This window comes from Geobacillus sp. TFV-3 (assembly GCF_009901865.1).
Classification (GTDB): Bacteria; Bacillota; Bacilli; order Bacillales; family Anoxybacillaceae; genus Geobacillus; species Geobacillus thermoleovorans_A.
Map to the genome: position 1 here is coordinate 1537309 of NZ_MPSP01000001.1, position 14516 is coordinate 1551824.

Annotated in this window: 19 protein-coding genes; 17 read left to right on the plus strand and 2 right to left on the minus strand. The window is 55.1% G+C overall.

Translation table 11 applies throughout. The features are described 5' to 3' along the window. The first annotated feature begins 203 nt into the window (after positions 1-203). From BJQ97_RS07815 to BJQ97_RS07875, 14 genes are all read left to right on the plus strand, one after another. Positions 204-1271, plus strand: a complete 1068-nt coding sequence (locus tag BJQ97_RS07815) for a type III polyketide synthase (RefSeq protein ID WP_160156138.1) — start codon at positions 204-206, stop codon at positions 1269-1271. Next, on the plus strand, positions 1268-1876 hold the full coding sequence (locus tag BJQ97_RS07820; RefSeq protein ID WP_160156139.1) for an isoprenylcysteine carboxyl methyltransferase family protein: 609 nt from the start codon (positions 1268-1270) through the stop codon (positions 1874-1876). The genes BJQ97_RS07815 and BJQ97_RS07820 overlap by 4 nt, the downstream gene beginning before the upstream one ends. Before the next feature lie 192 nt (positions 1877-2068). Beyond that, on the plus strand, positions 2069-5818 hold the full coding sequence (locus BJQ97_RS07825; protein ID WP_160156140.1) for a dynamin family protein: 3750 nt from the start codon (positions 2069-2071) through the stop codon (positions 5816-5818). Further along, positions 5818-6006: a hypothetical protein gene (locus tag BJQ97_RS07830; protein WP_160156141.1), complete on the plus strand. Its 189-nt coding sequence runs from the start codon at positions 5818-5820 to the stop codon at positions 6004-6006. Before BJQ97_RS07825 ends, BJQ97_RS07830 begins: the two co-directional genes overlap by 1 nt. After that, the gene (locus tag BJQ97_RS07835) at positions 6003-6272 is read left to right on the plus strand and encodes a YpbS family protein (RefSeq protein WP_160156142.1); all 270 of its coding nucleotides are present in this window, start codon (positions 6003-6005) and stop codon (positions 6270-6272) included. Before BJQ97_RS07830 ends, BJQ97_RS07835 begins: the two co-directional genes overlap by 4 nt. Before the next feature lie 128 nt (positions 6273-6400). Next, a complete protein-coding gene (locus BJQ97_RS07840; RefSeq protein WP_160156143.1) occupies positions 6401-7249 on the plus strand; it encodes a sulfurtransferase in 849 nt (282 codons plus the stop codon). Positions 7250-7499: 250 nt separating this feature from the next. After that, complete coding sequence (locus tag BJQ97_RS17375) at positions 7500-7649, plus strand: hypothetical protein (protein WP_167367371.1); 150 nt, start codon at positions 7500-7502, stop codon at positions 7647-7649. 114 nt (positions 7650-7763) lie between these two features. Next, positions 7764-8285, plus strand: a complete 522-nt coding sequence (locus BJQ97_RS07845; RefSeq protein ID WP_160156144.1) for a TlpA family protein disulfide reductase — start codon at positions 7764-7766, stop codon at positions 8283-8285. Between the two features lie 121 nt (positions 8286-8406). Further along, positions 8407-8538 (plus strand): FbpB family small basic protein, encoded by a 132-nt coding sequence (locus tag BJQ97_RS07850; protein WP_160156145.1) that lies wholly within the window; start codon positions 8407-8409, stop codon positions 8536-8538. Positions 8539-8593: 55 nt separating this feature from the next. Beyond that, entirely contained in the window at positions 8594-8737 is a 144-nt protein-coding gene (locus BJQ97_RS07855; protein WP_011231056.1) for an acid-soluble spore protein N, read from the plus strand. 30 nt (positions 8738-8767) lie between these two features. Beyond that, positions 8768-8995, plus strand: coding sequence for a small acid-soluble spore protein Tlp (tlp, locus tag BJQ97_RS07860; protein WP_160156146.1), 228 nt, complete (start codon positions 8768-8770; stop codon positions 8993-8995). 118 nt (positions 8996-9113) lie between these two features. Further along, positions 9114-9530, plus strand: coding sequence for an acyl-CoA thioesterase (locus BJQ97_RS07865; RefSeq protein WP_160156147.1), 417 nt, complete (start codon positions 9114-9116; stop codon positions 9528-9530). A gap of 14 nt (positions 9531-9544) precedes the next feature. After that, positions 9545-9859: a hypothetical protein gene (locus BJQ97_RS07870; protein WP_011231059.1), complete on the plus strand. Its 315-nt coding sequence runs from the start codon at positions 9545-9547 to the stop codon at positions 9857-9859. Further along, positions 9859-10266 (plus strand): PaaI family thioesterase, encoded by a 408-nt coding sequence (locus tag BJQ97_RS07875; protein ID WP_044733122.1) that lies wholly within the window; start codon positions 9859-9861, stop codon positions 10264-10266. Before BJQ97_RS07870 ends, BJQ97_RS07875 begins: the two co-directional genes overlap by 1 nt. Positions 10267-10335: 69 nt before the next feature. Here the strand turns inward: BJQ97_RS07875 and BJQ97_RS07880 are convergent, their stop codons facing one another. Then, positions 10336-10626: a HesB/YadR/YfhF family protein gene (locus BJQ97_RS07880; protein ID WP_044731265.1), complete on the minus strand. Its 291-nt coding sequence runs from the start codon at positions 10624-10626 to the stop codon at positions 10336-10338. A gap of 181 nt (positions 10627-10807) precedes the next feature. On the opposite strand from BJQ97_RS07880, the gene BJQ97_RS17380 reads away from it, so the two are divergent. Together BJQ97_RS17380 and BJQ97_RS07885 are read left to right on the plus strand one after the other, a co-directional pair. Next, positions 10808-10954 carry a hypothetical protein gene (locus BJQ97_RS17380; protein WP_201451670.1) on the plus strand — a complete coding sequence of 49 codons (147 nt, stop codon included), beginning with the start codon at positions 10808-10810 and terminating at the stop codon, positions 10952-10954. A 313-nt stretch (positions 10955-11267) separates the two neighbouring features. After that, entirely contained in the window at positions 11268-12206 is a 939-nt protein-coding gene (locus tag BJQ97_RS07885; protein WP_013145444.1) for a magnesium transporter CorA family protein, read from the plus strand. A gap of 42 nt (positions 12207-12248) precedes the next feature. Here BJQ97_RS07885 and BJQ97_RS07890 read toward each other — a convergent pair whose 3' ends face one another. Continuing rightward, positions 12249-12842 (minus strand): DUF502 domain-containing protein, encoded by a 594-nt coding sequence (locus BJQ97_RS07890; protein WP_160156148.1) that lies wholly within the window; start codon positions 12840-12842, stop codon positions 12249-12251. A 179-nt stretch (positions 12843-13021) separates the two neighbouring features. Here BJQ97_RS07890 and BJQ97_RS07895 point away from each other — a divergent pair, with 179 nt between their 5' ends. Next, complete coding sequence (locus tag BJQ97_RS07895; RefSeq protein ID WP_160156149.1) at positions 13022-14461, plus strand: NAD(P)/FAD-dependent oxidoreductase; 1440 nt, start codon at positions 13022-13024, stop codon at positions 14459-14461. The last annotated feature ends 55 nt before the right edge of the window (positions 14462-14516 follow it).

The following is a 14516-nucleotide window of genomic DNA, read 5'->3' on the forward strand; positions in this document are numbered from 1 at the left end:
CTCATGACCATTTTCCTTCAAAAACAGGCTGGCTTTGTCCGCGCCTGTTTTTTGATTGCCGCATGTTGTTTGTTGGCCCCAAAAAACAAGAGATCGATCCGCTGTTCCCGAAAAAAATTGGTGCACAAACACACTTTCCTTTGCATACCGATTGGCTTGTTGCGCACCCTAATAGAAAAAGAAGAACAGACCGAGGTGTTTGTATGCCGGTTCTTTTATCTGTCGGCACAGCAAGGATGCCGTATACGGCCGCCCAACATGAGGTGAAGCAACATGTCACCGGGCTGTTCGCCGGGCGAATGGCGCGCGCGGAGCGGCTGCTGCAGGCGTTTGACAACAGCGGCATCCATACGCGCGCTTTTGTCCAGCCGCTTGCTTGGTACAGCGTGCCGCGCGGCTTTGGAGAAAAAAACGGGGTGTATATCGACCGCGCCGTCCGCTACGGCGGTGAGGCGGTCAACGACTGTTTGCGCAAGGCTTCGTCCGGCCCTGTTTTGCATGAGGAGATCGATGCGCTGTTTTACATCTCAACGACGGGATTGTCGACACCGAGCATCGAGGCGCGGCTGATGAACGTATTGCCGTTCTCCCCTCATGCCGTAAGAGTGCCGATTTGGGGGCTCGGTTGTGCGGGAGGAGCGGCAGGGCTCGCCCGGGCAGCCGAATATTGCCGGGCGTTTCCGAATGCCAAGGCTCTTGTGATCGCCGTTGAATTTTGCAGTTTGACGTTTCAACACAATGATTGGTCCAAAAGCAATGTGATCGGTACGTCGCTTTTTTCCGACGGCGTGGCGTGCTTGCTTGTGGCTGGCGACGGAGCGGCGCCGGCAGCCGGCGCACCGCGTGTCATCGCCGCTCGCTCGGTGCTCATGCCCGGCTCGGAAGACGTGATGGGCTGGGATGTTCGTGACGAAGGTTTGTTTGTCATCTTTTCAAAAGACATTCCAGCGATCGTTCGTTCTTGGCTGCGCCCGCAAGTCGAGTCGTTTTTGCAGGAACATGGGTTAAGGCTTGGGGATCTTCATTATTTCATCGCCCACCCGGGCGGGAGGAAAGTCATTGAAGCGTACGAGGAGGCGTTCGGATTCGGTCCGGAACAGACAAAAGCTGCTAGAGACGTGCTCGCCCGCTACGGCAACATGTCGTCGGCCACCGTGTATTTTGTGCTCGAACAGATGATGCGGCAGCCGCTTGCGCCCGGGTACGGACTGCTTGCCGCCCTTGGCCCGGGCTTTAGCGCGGAGATGGTGCTGCTTCAATGGGGGGGATGATCGTGCGGTTTCTGTTCATGTTTTTGGCGGTTGTCGGCATGCGCGTCATTGAGCTTCGGCTTGCAAAACGGAACGAACAGTATGTGAAAGCGCTCGGGGCGCGGGAGTTCGGCGCTCGCCATTACCCGTTGATCGTATGGATGCATGTCGGTTTCTTTTTGTCGTTGGCTGTTGAGGCGCTTCGAAAAGGAGCGCGCCCATCGCGCCGCTGGACGCTCTTGTTTCCGCTTTTTCTTGTCGTGCAAGGGCTGCGCGTATGGACAATTGGATCGCTCGGCCGTTTTTGGAATACGAAAATTTTGATCGTGCCAAACGGCCAAGTAGTGAAAAAAGGGCCGTACCGATGGCTTCGCCACCCGAACTATGCGGTTGTCGCCTTAGAGATCGCGCTGTTGCCGCTTTTGTTTCAAGCGCCGATCACCGCACTTGTCTTTTCGCTTTTGAACGCATTTTTGCTGTCGATTCGCATCGCGGTTGAGGAAAGAGCGCTGGCGGCGCTCACCGACTACCGGGAGGCGTTTCGGGAGCGGCCGCGGTTTTTGCCCCGGTTAAGGGGGAGACTGCCATCCGCAAGATGCGGCAAGCTGAAAGCAGTGGACAAATGAAAAACAGCCCTTGAGCCGTCTATGATGGCATCTGTTCGCCGTTCACCTGCGGGCGGCGGCAGGGCGTTGCCTCTTTCTTTATGTCATCCTGTCGGGTTACGGCGGGATTTTTCTTTTTTTCTATTGGGAAATGGGACGAAATGCAGTAAAATGAATGTAAATGACATTGACGGAAACAAAGGGGTTTTGGTCATGGGGCATATTGCGATTGAGCGGCCGTCATTGCGGCCGTGGCTTTCGAAAATGATCGACATGCACGATCAGCTTCAGTCCGCGGATGACCAAGAGCATGCGGACAAAGTGAAGCAGCTCATCGAAAAAGCGGCGTCCGGTGAGCTCATTGTCGCGTTTTGCGGCCATTTTTCCGCCGGCAAATCAAGTTTGATCAACGCGCTGCTCGGCGAGCCGCTTTTGCCGTCCAGCCCGATTCCGACGAGCGCCAATCTCGTCAAAGTGAAAGCCGGCCCAGACTATGTGCGCGTCTTTTTCCATCACGATGAGCCGGTGGAGTATGAACCGCCGTACGACCCGAACTTGATTCGCGCCCAATGCCGGGACGGGGAGACGATCGAATGGATTGAAATCAGCCGAAAAACGGACGCCATTCCGCCGGGGGTCGCTATCCTAGATACGCCGGGCATCGATTCGACCGATGACGCCCACCGACTGGCGACGGAATCGGCGCTTCATTTGGCGGATGTCGTCTTTTACGTCATGGATTATAACCATGTGCAGGCGGAATTAAACTTCCAATTTACGAAACAATTAACAGATGAAGGAAAGACCGTTTATTTGATCATCAACCAAATCGATAAACATCGCGACGACGAGCTGCCGTTCGCTGAATTTCGCGCCTCGGCCGCCGAGGCGTTCCGGCGTTGGGGGATTGAGGCGGCCCGTTTGTTTTTCTTGTCGCTGAAAGACCCGTCACATCCGCACAACGAATGGCATGAGCTTGTCGCTTGTTTGCGCCGGTTGTTTGCCGACAAGGAGGAATGGCTCGTCCGCGGCGCCGAGTCGGCGTTAAAACGGATCGCCGCCCGCCATCTTGAGCATCTCCGAGCGCGGCACGAGCCGCTTGAGCAAGAGATTGAGGCGCGCCTCGAGGCGCTTGGCGGCGCCGATGACGAGGCGGCGGCCATCGCGGAGCTCGATCGCCTTGAGGAGGAGCTTGCCGATTGGCAAACAGCGCCCGTGCGGGCAGAGGGGGCGTTCCGTTCGGAGCTTGAGCGCGTGCTGCAAAACGCGTACGTGATGCCGTTTGAGACGAGGGAGCGGGCTGAGGCGTACTTGCAGGCGATGCAGCCGAATTTCAAAGTGGGCTTGTTGTTCGCGAAGACAAAAACGGAGCAAGAGCGCAAGCGGCGGCTTGAGGCGTTTTATGAAAGCGTCAAAGCGCAAGCGGCGGCGCAAATCGAATGGCACGTCCGCCAGCTCCTTGTTCAGTTTGGGAAAGAATGGAATGCTGATGACGCTTGGCTCAGCGAGTCCCAGCAATGGACGGCGGAGTGGGATGAGACGCTGCTTGCTGGCTTCGTCAAACAAGGGGTAGAATCAAGCGGCGCCGCGCTATTAAATTATACGGATGAGGTGGCGGCGGCGATCAAGAAACGCTACCGAGACTCGGCGCTCGCCTTGTTTGCCGAACTGAAGGAACAAATCGCCAAACGGGCGGCCGCTCAAACAGAAATATTGAACGGACAGCTTTCGGCAGCGCGCGAAAAAGTGGAGCTCGCCGCCCGCCTCGCTCGCCTCAGAGCCGAGCAGGACGAGCGCCGGCGTGCGTTCGAGCAGTTGATCGCGGCTCCATGCGAGTCTGCACCGCTTGATGAAAACCGTCTCGCCGCGTTGACGGAGCCGCCGGTCTTCCGGAAAGCGCGCCACGCTGAGGCGGCAAAACCGCAAGCAGCATCCAAGCGAGCGGAAACAAGCCGTCTTTCCGCCAAAGAGCAAGCGCTCGGTCAGGAAGCGGCCGGCCTCGGAGTGAGCGAAAGAGCGGACGAAGCTCGGACGCTTTCAAGCGGTGGAAAACAGCGGAGTGAAGAGGCGGCCGAGCGGCTTGAGGAAGCGGCGGCTTGGCTTGAACGGTCCGAAATGCTTGGCCGCTTCGCTGGACCGTTGCGCGACAAGGCGCGCCGGCTTCGCGAGCGATCGTTTACCGTCGCCTTGTTTGGCGCCTTCAGCGCCGGCAAATCGTCGCTGGCGAACGCCTTGCTCGGCGCCCCGCTTCTGCCGTCGTCGCCCAACCCGACAACCGCCGCTATCAGCAAAATCGCGCCGCCTGATCACGAGCATCAGCACGGCACGGCGGTGGTCAAGGTGAAAAGCGAACCGCAAATTTGGACGGATGTGCAATCGTCGCTTCGGCAGTGCGGCCATGAGGCAAATACGTGGGATGAAGCGCTCCGCCTTTGCACCCGCCTGGCTGAATCGGGAGCCGAACATCCGGCGCAAAAGCCGCATGTGGCTTTTTTGGCAGCTGCCGCGGCCGGCTATGAGCGGATGAACGGTCGATTCGGGGAGATCGTCTCCATCGGTTGGGAAGAACTCGAGACGTATGTCGCTGACGAAGCGGTGTCATGTTTCTTAGATGAGGTCGTGTTGTACGCCGACTGTCCGCTCACCCGCCAAGGGGTGACGCTTGTGGATACCCCGGGGGTGGACTCGCTGAACGCCCGCCATACGGGAGTGGCGTTTCATTACATGAAGCATGCTGATGCGTTGTTGTTTGTGACGTATTACAACCATGCGTTCTCGAAAGCAGACCGCGAGTTTTTGCTTCAGCTTGGGCGCGTCAAAGACGTGTTTGCTCTTGATAAAATGTTTTTCATCATCAATGCGGCCGATTTGGCTCAGTCGAAAGAGGAGCTTGAGGCCGTCATTTCCTATATGAATGGCGAGCTCGCCCGCTTCGGCATCCGCTTCCCGCGCCTTTATGCGCTCTCAAGCCGTTTGGCGTTGGCGGAAAAAGCAGGAGTGGAAGCCGTTTCACACGGCGTCTTGTCTGATTCCGGCCTTCCCGCGTTTGAGGCTGACTTCTTCCGCTTCTTAACGGAAGAACTGGCGGAAGTCGCCGTCGAGAGCGCATATGCCGAGCTTGAGCGGGCGCGGCGGACGGCAGAGGAATTCGCGCGCGCCGCCGGGCAAAGCGAAGCGGAAAAAGCGGCGAAACGGCAGGCGCTTGAGGCGGTGAAAACGAAGATGCACGCCGTGCTGGCTGGCATTGATGATGCCTACGGCCGGCAGGCGCTTCGCCAGGAAGTCGGCGAATTGCTCTATTACGTCAAGCAACGCGTCTTTTTCCGCCTCAACGATGTGTTTAAGGAGGCGTTCAACCCGGCGGTGCTCCGCGACGACCAAGGCCCGGCGCGTCGGGCGCTTGAGCGTTGCCTCGATGAGCTGCTCGCATCAGTTGGCTTTGATTTGGCCCAAGAGCTGCGGGCGACGAGCTTGCGTGTTGAGTCGTTTTTGCACAAGCAGCTGGCCGAGCAGTTCTCTCGCCTATTCCATGAGCTTCGTCGTTTAGATGATGCGCTCGCACTCACGCCGCCTGAGCCGTTTGCCTTTTCGGCGCCGGAGTTTGCCAACGCCCTTGGGGATGTAGACCGGGTGCGGTTTACCAAGGCGCTTTCGCTGTATAAAAACGCCAAATCGTTTTTTGAGCGCGACGAAAAGCGGCGGATGAAAGAGGAAATTGAGGCGGCGCTTGTCGAGCCGATCGACGCCTATTTGGCTGAGCAAAAAGAGCGGCTTGTGGCGACATACGCAGAACAATACAAGGCTGCCGTCGTTGCACTTTCGGCCGCTCTCGCGGAACAAGTCGAAAGCTATATGGAGGGCTTGGTTGCTGTGCTCTCCGCAACGGCGGATCATGAGGAGCTCGCCCGCATCGAAGCGGCGCTTCGCGGCCTTCTTTCGTGCCGTGGCGGGGAGGCGCGTTGATGAACCGGTTTCACGCTTGCGCGACATGCATCCACTACTGTATAGAAAAGCGAGCCGACGGGCTGTACACGTATTGCCGCCGGCTTGGCTATGCAACGAAACCAAACTATCGGTTCAACTGTTGGACGCCGAAACCGAACGTCCGGCGTTTGATGGAAAAAGAAGCAGGAAAGGACGAGGACCATTGAGCGAAGTGCATCGCGCGATCACTGCCCATGTGCAAAAACAACATGCCATCTTGAAGCAATTTGCTATGCTCGACGCCGAGCGCGAGCGGCTCATCGACGAAGCGGTTGAGCGGTGCCGCCGCGGCGAGTCGTTTACGGTTGATGGGATCAATGAAGTGACGAAGCGGATGAACGAACTGGCCAAAAGCGGCCTCGTGCCGGCGCGCCGGTATGTGACGCCGGAGATGGTGTGCGAGTACGTGAGCCGGCTTGACGGGAAAGAGTGATCGTGACGATGGCGTCAGCGCCGGCTGAGCGTGTCGGTGCCGTCGGCGCCCCGTTGATGATTGGCTGCTTTCCGTTCCGATCAAGAAACAACGTTTGGCGTCAGCCAAAACAAAGAGGGGGAGGACATATGGCGTCGCTTGTTTCCCATGAATGGCTCCTTCGCCATTTGCACGACGAAAACACGCGCATTCTTGATTGTCGGTTTTGGCTTGGTGATCCTGCGAAAGGAGCGGCCGCTTACCAGGAAGATCATATTCCTGGCGCCGTGTATATGGACTTGGAACGCGACTTGTCGGGCCCAGTCGGAGAGCACGGCGGCCGCCACCCGCTTCCGTCGGCCGAGCAAGCGGCTGACGTGTTTGGCCGGGTCGGCATCGATGAAACGGTGACCGTTGTCGCTTACGACGACCAAGACGGGGCGATGGCGTCGCGTTGCTGGTGGCTGCTTCGCTATTTCGGCCATGTCCACGCATACGTATTGAACGGCAATTATCGTGAATGGAAAAAGAAAGGGCATCCGGTGACGAATGTCGTCCCTGCTGTGGCGCCCCGCCTGTTTCGGCCGCATCCGGATCGGTCATGGCTGGCGACGGTTGAGGATGTGCGCGCTGCCATCCTCGATCGTTCGGCTGTGCTCATTGATTCGCGTGAATGGAATCGATATGCCGGCCTGGAAGAACCGATCGACCGCCGAGCCGGCCGCATCCCAGGAGCGGTGCACCGGTTTTGGAAAGACGGAATGACGGAAGGCGGCTACTGGAAAAGCGCTGTCGAGCAGGCGGCTCGGTTTGCCGATTTTGACCGTGGGCAGCCGTTGATCGTTTACTGTGGTTCCGGCGTCACCGCCTGCCCGAACGTGTTGGCGCTCCACGAAGCTGGCTACCGCAACGTTCGGCTGTACATCGGCAGTTTCAGCGACTGGATTTCCTATCCGGACCACCCGATTGAAACGGGTGACCCGTCATCCGATGCTTAGTTTTCTCCGATTCAGGCTGAAACATCATTCGACGCCTCGGTGTTGTCGGATGGAACTGTTGTTTCCTTTTCGTTTTCTTTTTTCGGTCCGCATGAGGTCGAAGCGTTGTTGATTTTCAGCGATTTTCACCTAGTGTTTGTTTCGCTTTTCTCCCATCTGTTTCCGCCGCCGGTTGAAGCCGCTGTATGCATAGTTTTTTGGCCGCCGGCGGATACTATAGGTGAACCGACGGAAGCAGAGGAGGAGACGCATGGGCCGGACAAAACTTGGCAATGCCAATGCCCAACGAAACAACAACGCGAAGAAGAAAAACGGCTTTAACGAATGGAGGAGCGAATTCGCTTCGTACGCAGAAGTCGAAGCGGAGAAAATGAAAAACGATCATAAAAACATCCGATAATGATGAGGGTGCGCCCTCATTTTTTCATGTTGAGCACGATCGTTGGCAAAAAACAAACATATGTGCTATAATCGTGGACAGAGCGGCGGGAGGCGCCGGTAGGGAGGGGACAATGTGCGGAAATGGCTGGTCGTTCTTTTGTTCTTGGCTGTCGCCGGCTATGGCCTTTGGAATGTGATGGCGGCTGACAAACCGAGTGAAGCAAACGGAGCCGGTCCAGAAGTGGGCCAGACGGCTCCTGACTTGACCTTGCCGGCACTGGGGGGTCAGTCGGTCAAGCTGTCGGCGCTGCGCGGCAAAGCGGTCGTCCTCAACTTTTGGACGTCATGGTGCCCGCCGTGCAAAAAGGAAATGCCGGAGCTTGCCGAGTTTTACGAGCGGCGTGGCCGCGAAGTTGCGCTCCTTGCCGTCCATTTGACGACGCAAGATACGTTGGACAACGCTGAGCGGTTTGCGAAAGCGAACAGGCTCGTTTTTCCAGTCGGCCTCGATGTGCGCGGCGAAGCGCTTCGTCAATATCGAATTCAAACGATTCCAACGACGTATATTATCGATCCAAACGGCGTCATTCGGCGAAAAATTGTCGGCCCGGTGACGACGAAGCGGCTCGAGCAGGAAACAGCGCTTTTTCGTTGAGCAGATGGCTGCAGCGAAAGGCGCTTTCTTTGCGGTTCGTTATTTTTCAAAAAGTTGTCATCATTTTTATCTTTTTTGGGCATGAATAAGATTACAATAAAAGTGAGGGGAGGTTGAAGCGATGAGACGATTCCGCAAAATGACTCTCCAAGAACGGATCAGCGAGAACAAACGGCAGTTGCTGAACGACCGGGAAGCGCTCGAAAAAATCGAGAAAAAGCTGGAAGAGCGGATGCTCAAAAAAGCAGAATGACCCATGCATAGCGGTTCTCCGGGTGGACAGACTAGATGGCGAGGAGGCGAAGACGATGAGCAATCCGAAAGGAAGCCGCAAACATTTCGTGCCGAACCATATCGGCACACAGCCTCGCGCCGCAGGAGGAAACAAGGGCAAACAAATGCAAGACCAGTCCGGCCAGCACGCCCAAGTCATCCAAACGAAGGGCGAATAGCCGGAAACTCTTGTGAAGGAGGAAGCCTATATGCCGCGTCCGAAACCGGATGACCGCAGCGACAATGTGGAAAAGCTGCAAGAAATGGTACAAAATACCATTGAGAATATCGAAAAAGCCGAGGAAACGATGCAGTTTGCGTCGCCGGAGGAGCAGGAGAAGATCCGTGTGAAAAACCGCCGCCGCGAAGAAGCGATCGCTGCGATGCGCGCGGAAATTAAAGACGAAGCAGCTGCACGGGAACACGGCTACCAGTAAACGAAGCAGCCCTCATGCAGGGGCGGCTTCGTTTTTTTTTGTCTACCGCTTGAGTGAGCCGACGGGCGAATGGTAACATAGAAGAGGAGGCCCGGAAAAAAATGGAGGGAGAACGAACGTGAAAGTGGCAGAAAAACAAATTGAAGTGCGTTATGCGGAAACAGACCAAATGGGCGTCGTCTACCACGCGAACTATTTAGTTTGGATGGAAGTCGGGCGTACGGAATTGATTAAACAGCTTGGCTTTCATTACGCTGACATGGAGAAAGAAGGCATCATTTCGCCTGTTGTCGATTTGCAAGTGTCGTACAAAAAGCCGCTTCGTTATGGGGAAACCGCGACTGTCCGTACATGGGTTGACGCCTATGACGGCATCCGTGTCACGTACGGCTACGAGATTCTTGCCCCGAATGGCGAGTTGGCGGTGACCGGAAAGTCGCAGCACGTTTGTGTCAAGCGCGACACGTTTCGACCGATCCTGATCCGCAAATATTTTCCTGACTGGCATGAAGCATATGAGCGGGCGAAGCGGTAAAGGGGAGCAGTGCGATGGCGTTTGGCATCCGCCGACATGAGCTCGCGGCATGGAAAGAGAAAGTGAAGCGCGGCGAAATCGCTTTTTTGACCCACTATTGGTACGACGAACGGTTTCCGCATTGCACGACAGTGACGAAAGTCGGCTGCGCCGATGTCGAAAAACTCGCCGCTTGGGGGCGGCAGTACGGGCTGAAGGAAGAGTGGATCGACCGGCGTGGTGAGTTTCCGCATTTCGATTTGCTCGGTGAGACGCAAACGCGCATTTTACAGCAGGAAGGGCGGCTGTTTGAACTGGAACGATTCACGAAACGGGGGAAGAAGGAATGATGATCGATTTGGCCGTTGTGAAGGAAATGGCGAAACATACGTTGATCGATACGCTCGGCATCGAAATTGTTGAGATTGGAGAAGGCCGCGTCGTCGCGACGATGCCGGTCGACTGGCGTACGCACCAACCGGCCGGGCTGTTGCATGGCGGCGCCTCAGTCGCACTCGCTGAGACCGTTGCAAGCATCGGCGCATATGCGCTTGTTGATCTACATAAGGAAAATGTTGTAGGATTGGAGATTAATGCCAATCATGTCCGCTCCGTCCGCAGCGGGACGGTGACGGCAACAGGGACGGTGCTGCACCGCGGGCGGACGACGATGGTGTGGGACGTGCGCATCACGAACGAGCAAGGGGAGCTCGTCTGCATCTCCCGCTGTACGATCGCCATCATTCGAAAAAGCTAGCTCTGACGCTAGCTTTTTCCTTTATCGCGAACCGGTTTGACGAACGCTTTAACAGCGCCGGCCGCAGATTTAATGAAGCAGAAACACCGGCTCGTCGCTTTTTTCATCCAAATCAACCGTTAAATTGCCGCCGTCGAAATACCATTGGTCACCCTCTTCCACAAAAAAGGTGATGCCGTCCACCGTCGTCTGCGCTGCTGGTTCATCCGCGGACTCTTCTTTGCTCACGCCAAGAGAGAACCCTTTTTGCACCGTGCTGCATCCCCCATAGCGGACAAAAAAGCGGATCGCATCGCCCGGCTTCAGCCCGAGCTCTCGCTTGTACCAATCGAACGCTTTTTTGGTGATCACAATGTTCATGGCTTCCCCTCCTCACTTGTTTATTATAAGTGAATGGACGGCGCCGGTAAAATGATTGTGTGAACATTGGCTGACAATTTGAGGATGAAATAATTTCCAAAAAAATGTATTAACCTACCCCTGACTGGCTCGAGTAAAATGCCGGCTGACGGCGAACAGTAAAAGCGAGGGGGTGAAGAAGGTGAGCAAGAAGCGGCCGTTTGCGCCAAGCTATGAATCGGATGGGGTGATGGGCGAAAAGAAAGAACAACGCCCGCCCCGTTTGAACCGTCGGCCAGTTGACAAACAAGCGCCTGATTTTTTCAACACGACGCCATCGAGCGAATAAAAACGCCGAATCGAGCGGGCGATGGTTGAACATCGCGCTGTTTTGTGAATAAAGTAGCCAGTAGGCTGCTTTTTTTATGACACCTACTATACAAACGGGCCGGTCCGCGCTATCATTACTTGAGGGACATCTTTTTCGAAAGGAGTGGCGTTTTCGTATATGAGTAGTTCAAGCCCGAACGAACCGGAACCGGAATATAGCGGGGAACGCGGCCTGTTCCTTTTCTTGCCGGCAGCTCATCATACGAAAACGGGCTCCGGATGGAAAGGAAGAGGCGCCGCCTTCCTCGCGTGAAAAGGAGGAAGGATGCCAGATGATGAAAATGTATTTGTCCGATGCCAGCGGCAAAATGCGCGAAATCGATCATATTGAAAACGGCTGCTGGATCAATCTCGTCGCCCCGACGGAAGACGAAATTCGCTACATCGCTCACCATTTGGACATTCCGATCGATTCGATCAAAGACGCGTTGGACGACGAGGAGCGATCGCGCGTCGAAAAAGAAGACAACCATGTGCTCATTATCGTCGACATTCCGATTGTCGCTCATGATGAAGTAGACGGCCCGATTTACGAAACGATTCCGATCGGCATGATCATTACGAATACGTGCTTTATTACGGTTTGCTTGCAGGAGAATCCGATTTTCGAAGAATTCTCCAAAAACAAAATCAAAAACTTTTACACGTTTATGAAGACGCGGTTTGCGTTGCAGATGCTGTACATGATTTCCACGTATTATTTGCGCTACTTGAAGCAAATCAACCGGCGGACGAGCGAAATCGAAAAGGAATTGCACCAATCGATGAAAAACAAGGAGCTGTTTTCGCTTCTCAGCATGGAAAAAAGCTTAGTGTATTTCATGACGTCGCTGAAGGCGAACAACATCGTCATGGAGCGGCTCATGCGCCTCAACTATTTGCGCATGTACGAAGATGACCAGGATTTGCTGCAGGACGTCATTATTGAAAACAAGCAGGCGATTGAAATGGCCGAAGTATACAGCAGCATTTTAAGCGGCATGATGGACGCGTTCGCTTCGGTCATCTCAAACAATTTAAACATTGTGATGAAGTTTTTGACGGCCATTACGATCGTCATTTCGCTGCCGACGATGGTGGCGAGTTTCTACGGTATGAACGTACCGATTCCGTACCAACACTCTCCGTACGCCTTTTTGATCGCGATGGCGCTCGCCGGTTCACTGTCAGCGGCGACGGCGTACATCTTTTGGAAAAAGCGCTACTTTTGACGGCCAGGCGTGTTTTGGATGGCCATGCGAACGGCTGCCCTGTCATTGGGGCAGCCGCTTTTGCTTTCGGACCGCCACACCGCCGGAGAGGATGAATTTCATCGCCTCTTCCGGCGAGATGTCGACGACTTCCACTTGCTCTTTCGGGATGAGCAGGGTGAGCCCGGCGACTTGAAACGCCTGCGGGATATAGACGGCGACGTAGTCGGCGAGAGGATCATGCCAAGCGCCGACATCATCCATTGTCATGAAGCCGAGGCATTTCCAGCCGCTTTCCGGCACCGTGACGAGCACGACTTGCGAAAACGATCGTTTTTCCCCGACGAAGGAAGCGATTGTATCTTTGGCGACGGAATAAACCGTTTTCATCAAGGGAATGCTTTCAAGCAACCGGTCGATCAGCCGAATGAGTCGGCCGCTTACGTATTGCGTCGACAGCCAACCGCAGACGGTAATGAGCGCCACGGTCGCCAATAGGCCTAGGCCGGGAATGTAGCGGCCATCCAAATACGGACGGACGTATTGGCCGAGCAGCCCATCCAAAACGGTGAACACTTTGTAGCACACATAGACGGCGAGTAAAATGGGCACGATCGTCAGCATGCCGTTCAGAAAATGTTTCACGAAAAAGCGCATCCCTTTCCCTCCCCGCTATTCATTCTCTACCACCATATCAATTTTTTGTGCTTTAGACAACCATCTATTATATCGAACATTTTTTATTATATAAGGTAATAAAGTTCGTGTTTTTCCTTGACGAACCGCCCAATGTTCCGTATACTTTCGAATGGAACATGAGAAATGGGGGATGGATTGTGAACAATCATTACGATGTGATCGTGGTCGGCGCCGGACCGGCCGGCATTTTCACTTGCTACGAACTGACGCTCAAACTCCCTGGAGCGAACGTGCTCTTGATCGATAAAGGACACGATATATATAAACGCAATTGTCCGATTTTGCAAAAAAAAATTGAAAAGTGCCCGCCGCCGGCCGGCAAAAAAGACTATGCCGGGTGCGTGCCGGCTTGTTCGATCACGAATGGATTCGGCGGAGCGGGGGCGTATTCGGACGGCAAATTCAATATCACGAGCGAATTCGGCGGCTGGATGACCGACTATTTGCCGGCGTCGACCGTGCTTGAGCTTATCCGCTACGTCGATGAGATCAACTTGAAACACGGAGCGACGACATCGATCACCGACCCGATGACAGACAAAGTGAAAGAGATCGAACGGCGCGCCTATGCGGCCGGGTTGAAGCTGTTGCGCGCATACGTCCGTCATTTGGGCACAGAGCAAAACTTGGAAATTTTGAAAAGCATTTTTGAATATTTGCGCGAACGGATTGCGATGCGCTTTACAACGGAAGTCGATGATATCGTGACCGAGCGGACGGAGAGCGGCCATCGAGTGAAAGGCGTTGTGCTGAAAAACGGCGAAACGTTGACAGCGGAAAAAGTCGTCATCGCTCCGGGGCGCGATGGCTCGGTTTGGCTGAGCAAAGTGCTGCGCAAGCGCCGGCTGCGGATGATCAATAACCAAGTCGACATCGGGGTGCGCGTGGAAACATCGAACATTGTCATGCAAGAGATTAACGAACATCTGTATGAAGGAAAATTCATTTTCAACACGTCGGTCGGGACGCAAGTGCGCACGTTTTGCAGCAACCCGTCCGGACATGTTGTCGTCGAAAACCATTCCGGCATCATGCTCGCCAACGGCCATGCGTACAAAGATCCAAAGCTTGGCAGCAACAACACGAACTTTGCCCTGCTTGTTTCACATAAGTTTTCCGATCCGTTTGACAAGCCGAACGAATACGCCCATGAAATTTCCCGGCTGGCGAACGCTTTGTCCAACGGCGGCATCATCGTGCAAAAATATGGCGACATTTTAAAAGGACGGCGATCGACGGAAAAGCGGATCAAAGAAGGGTTCATCGAACCGACGCTAAAAGAAGCGGTGCCGGGCGATTTAGGCCTCGTTTTGCCGTACAACACGATGAAAAGCTTGATCGAAATGACGGAGGCGCTCAACCACGTCACTCCGGGGCTTGCCTCTGAGCATACGCTCTTTTATGGGGTGGAAGCGAAGTTTTATTCGGCGCGCCCGAAACTGAACGACCGCTTTGAAACCGAAATCGCCGGGCTGTATGTCGGCGGCGACGGCGCCGGCATTACGCGCGGCCTCGCTCAGGCGAGCGCCTGCGGCGTTTGGATCGCCCGCGACATCGTCGAGAAATTAACGCATTAGGTGAGGAACCGAGGGCAGGCCCCTTCAAACGGGGGCCTGTTTTTTTTGCTGTCTG